Annotated in this window: 5 protein-coding genes and 1 pseudogene; 3 read left to right on the top strand and 3 right to left on the bottom strand. The window is 64.6% G+C overall.

Annotation, left to right across the window (positions count from 1 at the left end; genetic code table 11):
• Nucleotides 1–173 precede the first annotated feature (173 nt).
• Genes VEZ38_RS16110 through VEZ38_RS16100 form a run of 3 tightly spaced genes read right to left on the bottom strand, consistent with a single transcriptional unit; the run spans nucleotide 174 to nucleotide 3,119 of the window.
• Nucleotides 174–959 carry an undecaprenyl-diphosphate phosphatase gene (locus tag VEZ38_RS16110; RefSeq protein WP_324895200.1) on the bottom strand — a complete coding sequence of 262 codons (786 nt, stop codon included), beginning with the start codon at nucleotides 957–959 and terminating at the stop codon, nucleotides 174–176.
• Nucleotides 960–986: 27 nt separating this feature from the next.
• Nucleotides 987–1,907: an RNA polymerase sigma-70 factor gene (locus VEZ38_RS16105; protein WP_324895198.1), complete on the bottom strand. Its 921-nt coding sequence runs from the start codon at nucleotides 1,905–1,907 to the stop codon at nucleotides 987–989.
• Nucleotides 1,908–1,934: 27 nt separating this feature from the next.
• Nucleotides 1,935–3,119, bottom strand: coding sequence for an NAD(P)/FAD-dependent oxidoreductase (locus VEZ38_RS16100; RefSeq protein ID WP_324895196.1), 1,185 nt, complete (start codon nucleotides 3,117–3,119; stop codon nucleotides 1,935–1,937).
• A gap of 221 nt (nucleotides 3,120–3,340) precedes the next feature.
• On the opposite strand from VEZ38_RS16100, the gene VEZ38_RS16095 reads away from it, so the two are divergent.
• The 3 genes and pseudogenes from VEZ38_RS16095 to VEZ38_RS16085 all read left to right on the top strand — a co-directional run.
• Nucleotides 3,341–3,706 (top strand): P-II family nitrogen regulator, encoded by a 366-nt coding sequence (locus VEZ38_RS16095; protein WP_324895194.1) that lies wholly within the window; start codon nucleotides 3,341–3,343, stop codon nucleotides 3,704–3,706.
• 5 nt (nucleotides 3,707–3,711) lie between these two features.
• Nucleotides 3,712–5,022, top strand: a complete 1,311-nt coding sequence (locus tag VEZ38_RS16090) for an ammonium transporter (RefSeq protein ID WP_324895192.1) — start codon at nucleotides 3,712–3,714, stop codon at nucleotides 5,020–5,022.
• 145 nt (nucleotides 5,023–5,167) lie between these two features.
• Nucleotides 5,168–5,822: pseudogene (locus VEZ38_RS16085) on the top strand (hypothetical protein); the annotation flags it as partial.

Raw genomic sequence — 5,822 nt, 5'->3', positions numbered from 1 at the left:
GACCGGTCCGCTCCTGTTGTCCGGCGCCGCCTGCGCCCCGGCGTCCGCCTCGTTCTTGCTGCCCGCGACCTCGCCCTGCCACGAAACCACCGCTTCCTCAATAAGTAATGCTCTTATTGTAGCGAAGCGGAAGGGGCGGTTCAACTTGGGCGGGCCGGGGCGAAATCAAGCGGCTACCACTTCCCGAGAAACTGCGCGCCGAGGACGATCAAGCCGAGCGCCCAGACGTACACCGCGAAGATCTTCAGCGAGCCGCGCTTCAGGAAGTCGATCATCCAGCGCACCGCGATATAGCCGAAGACGGCAGAAGCGATCGAGCCGACGACGAGCGCGGGGATGCCGATGGCGCCGGCCGCGCCGCCGCCCTCCAGCAGCTTCGTCGACTGCATGACGATGCCGCCGAGAATGGCCGGGATCGACAACAGGAACGAGAAATACGCCGCGGTTTCCCGGTCGAGCTTGCGGATCAGGCCGCCGACGATCGTGAGCCCGGAGCGGGAGATCGCCGGGAGGATGGCGCCCGCTTGGAACGAACCGATCACAAGCGCGTCCGTATACGTCAAGTCCTGCATCTTCTTGCGCCCGTTCCGCATGGCGTCCGCGAACCAGAGGAACACGCCGGTCGCGAGAAACTCCCATCCGATCGTCGCGCCGCTGACGGAAATCTCTTCGAAGAAATCCTCGAACAAGAGGCCGACGACGACCGCCGGAATCGTACCGACGACGAGCAGCAGGCTGACTTTGCCTAGCGGATTTTTCAAGACGCCGTACAATTCCTCGCGATAATAGAAGACGACCGCGACCAACGTGCCGATATGCAGCATCGTATCCAGAAACAACCCGGCCTCTTGGAGACCGAACGCATGGCGTCCGAGCGCGAGATGGCCGGTGCTGCTGATCGGCAGAAACTCCGTTAATCCTTGTATCAATCCGAGTACGAAGGCTTCGATCCAGGACATGCTCCACCCCGTTTGTCCGTAGTGGTACTAGGGTATTCGCAGCTGCCGGGAAACATGACTTAGTTTGTCCGGGTTGCGGACGATGTAGATGCCCCGAACCGCGCCGTCCGCGGCGAACCGGAACGACATGATCGTGCGCAGAGAACGGTCGAGTCCTTCGAAAATGGCGAGCGCCGGCCCGCCGTTCACGACGACGGGGACGACCTCCGCGTGCGCGGGCGGCTTCCGCAGCAAGCCGCCGAGGAACGCGGCGACCCGCGGCTGCGTCTCGATCGGCACCGTCGCCGCGAACACCTTGCCGCCGCCGTCAGACAGCAGCACGACGTCCGGCGCGAGCCGCCGGAAGAGGGGTTCCATGTCGCCCGTGCTCGAAGCATGATGGAACGCCTGAAGCAGCTCCGCGGCGAAGCGGTCGATCGGCGCGTCGGCTTCCGCCGGGTCGGCTTCGAGCTTGGCGCGAACGCGGCTCATGATTTTCCGGACGTTCGCAGGGGTTTTCTCGACGAGTCCAGCGACCTCCTCGTAGTCGAAGCCGAACGCCTCGCGCAGCACGAATACGGCGCGCTCTACGGGGGAGAGGCGTTCCATCAGGAGCAGCATCGCGTACGACAACGTTTCGTCGCGCTCCGCGTACGCCGCCGGGTCGTCGTAGTCGGAGGACGTCAGGAGCGGCTCCGGGAGCCATGGACCGACGTACGTCTCCCGCCGCGCCCGCGCGGATCGCGCGAGGTCGGTGCAGCGATTGACGGTCATCTTGCACAAATACGCCTTCGGGTGCTCCAGCGACCGTTCGGCCGGCGACCGCCGCTCCCACTGGAGGAAGACGTCTTGCACGACGTCCTCCGCTTCCGCCGCGGAGCCGGTCATCCGGTATGCCAGGGAGAACAGCAACGGCTTATATTTCGCGTAGAGCGCATCCGACCCCGTCGAGGAGGTGGTCTCCGACATATGCAACGCCCCTTCCGTTATTTCCGATTATTTCATCAAGCTTCCGAGATTCCACGTATATTCGCGAACCTTGCCGCCGAGCTTGCCGCCGATCGTCATGTCGACGCCCCAGTGGCGGATCCATGCGAAGCCCTCGCCCTCGCCGAGATCGACGCAATATTGCTGTCGAGTCGCCGCGCGATGAGGCGCGGCCGGCCGGCCCGCGGCGTCCGCGAGCAAGGCGCGCCCGAGCTGAACCGCCTGCTGGATCGCTTCGCGGCACGTCATGCCGTCTTCGATGCCCGTCGCGCTATCCACGACGCGGGCGTTGTCTCCGATGGCATATATCGTACCATAGCCGCCTTGGACGCGATACCACGAATCGGCGACCAGCCGGCCGTCTTCGCCGAGCGGCAGTCCGAGGCCGCGCAGCGCGGGGGAAGGGTCCACGCCGATCGTCCACACGACGAGGCTGCAAGGGATGCGCCGGCCGTCGGACAACGCCGCGAACCCGTCTTCGCCGCCGCGTTCGACGCGAACGCCGCGCAGAATGCGCACGCCCGCGGCGCGCACTCTCGCTTCGAGCCGCCGAGCCGCCGCGTCCGACATGAGCGGCACGAGCCGGGGACCGCCGGCGGCGATGGCGACGCTCGGCAGCGAGGACGGCAGCCCGAGCGCCGCCGCCTGCCGCTTCATCGCCTTCGCGAGCTCGGCCGCGGTCTCGACGCCGCTGATGCCGCCGCCGGCGACGACGACGGCGCACAGCGCCGCCCGCCGGTCGGGGTTCCGCTCGCTCGCCGCCGCCGACAGGTTCGCCTCCACGGCGCGGCGAATGCGCTCCGCCGCCGCTTCGTCGCGAAGGGCGATGCCGCCGGCGCCCTCGGGCGCATCCCGCACGACGCTGCCGAGCGCGAGCACGAGCCGGTCGTACGCCATCGCGCGCTCCGCGCCGCTCGCGTCCGCGTAGCGCAGCGTGCGAGCCGCGCCGTCGACGGACAGGCACCGGCCCTGCACGTATTCCGCTTCCCCCGCGGGGAACAGCTCCGACCACGGCACGCGAAGGCTCGTCGGGACCGCCGCCGCTTGCACGAGCCGAACCTTCTTCAGATGATACGGCGACGGATCCAACAGGACGATCCGGATCGGCGTCCCGAGCCGCTCGCTCTCCGCCTTTAACGCTTTAATCGCATGAATGCCGGCGTATCCGCCTCCGGCTACGACGATGGTTTGCATGTGTACCCTCTCCTCGTTTTCCGTTTGATCATGTAACGAGAAGGAGGCGCGGTTTGTGACACGCCGACAAGGACAGGCTCACGATTTTTTTGTGTAAAGAACAACGACATATATTGACGAATCGGTTGTTGCGTGAGATATTGTTACATGGAAGTGTAGATAACATCTACATGTGAGGTTCTTGGTGGCAGTAATACTAACGATAACGGAGGCGAACCCGGTTGAAAAAGATCGAAGCGATCCTAAGGCCGCAAAAGCTGCACGATACGATCAAGGCGCTTCATGCGATCGGCGTGACCGCGTTCACGGTCAATCAGGTGGTCGGCCGCGGCTTGCAGAAAGAACGAAGCGGGATTTACAGAGGACAAAACTACAACGTCAGCTTGCATCCCAAGGTGAAGATGGAAATCGTGATCTCGGATTACATGGTCGAGCGCACCGTCAAGGCGATCGTATCGGCGGCGCAGACGGGGGAAGCGGGAGACGGGAAAATCTTCGTCTCCTCCGTGGAGCAAGCGTATAACATCCGAACCGGCTTGATCGACGAGACGATCGACGAGCTGCGGCCGACGACAGGGGAGGCGTAAGCATCATGGCGGAAGCGATTCATCTCAATACGATCTGGGTCGTCCTCGCGGCGGCGATGGTCTTGTTCATGGAGGGCGGCTTCAGCTTGCTCGAAGCCGGCCTCGTGCGGACGAAGAACGCGGTCAACGTCACGATGAAAATTTTCGTCGACCTGACGATCGGCGCGCTCGCGTTCTGGGCGGTCGGGTTCGGCCTCATGTTCGGCGCCGACGCGGGCGGCGTCATCGGCGCGTCGTTGTTCTTCTCGCCGGAGAAGATCGAGACCGGCCTCGAATTGCCGTCGGCGGCGTACGTGCTGTTCCAGCTCGGCTTCGCGGTCGCGTGCATCTCGATCGTCTCGGGCGCGGTGGCGGAGCGGATGAACTTCAAGGCGTACGTCATCGTCGCGGGCCTGATCGCGCTGCTGCTGTACCCGATCTCCGGGCACTGGGTCTGGAACGGCGAAGGGTGGCTGGCGCGGCTCGGCATGAAGGACTTCGCGGGCTCCGCCGTCATTCACTTGCTCGGCGGGTCCGCGGCGTTCGTCATCGCATGGATTCTCGGACCGCGCAAGGGTCGATATACGGACGGAAGCGTCAACGTCTTCGCGCCGTCGAACATCCCGCTCGCCTCGGCCGGCGTGTTCGTGCTCTGGTTCGGCTGGTTCGGCTTCAACGCGGGCAGCACGCTCAGCGCAGGTGACGGGATGCTGTCGTCCATCGCGCTGAATACGATGCTCGGCGCGGCGGCGGGCGGCGCGTCCGCGATGCTGTTCACGCTGTTCCGCTTCGGCAAGACCGACCCTTCCATGGTGATGAACGGCGCGTTATCCGGTCTCGTGGCCATCACGGCGGGCTGCGCGTTCGTCAATCAATGGCAGTCGATCGTCATCGGCCTCGTCGCCGGCTTGATCGTCATCTGGGCGACGCTGTTCGTCGATCGAATGAAGGTCGACGATCCGGTCGGCGCGGTGGCGGTGCACGGCTTCAACGGCCTGTTCGGCACGATCGCGGTCGGACTGTTCGACGCGGGGGGCGGCCTCTTCACGACGGGGCAGACGTCGCTGCTCGCCGCGCAGGTCGCGGGCGCGTTATCGATTCTGGCTTGGGGCTTCGCCGGCGGCGCGGCGATCGCGTATATCGCGAAGGCGACGGTGGGCCTCCGCGCGACGGAGGAAGAAGAAGAGGAGGGGCTCGACATGGCGTACCACGGCATCCCGGCGTACAACGAGCTCGACCGGTTCTCCGAGACGACGAAGGCGTTATACGACTTCGAAGCGACGACCGGCGTCAGCGTGAAGCAGCCGGATCCTTTCGCCGCGAAGGTCGGCGGGTGAGAACGGAATAAAACCTTACATAGACTCGGCGGAGACGCCGGGTCTTTTCTTATGCGCGGACGCACCGGCGGGAAGGGGCATTCCGGAGACGCAGGGCCTTCCGCATGGTACAATAGGAAGCAATTCCATTGTTTCGGAGGCATGCATGACGCGTACGACGTTGCGCCCGACGGGCGTCGGTCCGATGCTGGACTATGCTTTGCAAGTGTACCGGAAGGCATTCAAACCTTTATTCCTCGGGACGTTGGCGGCGTTCGGGCCGATCTTTCTCGTCTCGAACGCGCTGCTCGTGGATGCGAGCGCGATGTCGCTCGTGCCGAATTTCGACTTCGCGGATATGGATCGATTTTGGGAGAGTCGATTTTCGGAGCGGCTGTTCGCGGGCGGAGCCTCGGCGTGGGCGAAGGCGATCGGCATGTTCCTCTTGGGGCTGCTGGCAACGTTCCTGATCGTCCCCGTCTATTGCGCCTGGGCGGTCGCGCTCGCGGGCCGCGCGGCCGACGGCGAGCCTGCGGCGCCGGGCGAGGCGCTGCGCGAAGCGTGGCGGCGGTACGGCCGCGTGTTGGGGAACGGCGTGTTATTCGTGCTGATTTCGATGGGCGTCTACACTATCGTATCGATCGGCAACTTCGTGCTGAGCTTGGTGTACGGCGGCGCGATTTTGTCGACGGCGGCGATCGGCGGTTCGGAGGCGGCCGTCACGGCGGCTGGCGCGTTCGCGCTGATCGTCTATGTTCTGTTCGCCTACGGCGGCTCCTTAGCGTACTACTACTTTTTGATTCGGTTCGGTTATTTCTTGC

The sequence above is a fragment of the Paenibacillus sp. genome (assembly GCF_035645235.1).
In the GTDB taxonomy this organism is placed as follows: domain Bacteria; phylum Bacillota; class Bacilli; order Paenibacillales; family YIM-B00363; genus Paenibacillus_AE.
Note: the sequence above shows the minus strand (reverse complement) of the source record. Positions and strands in the feature narration are given on the sequence as shown.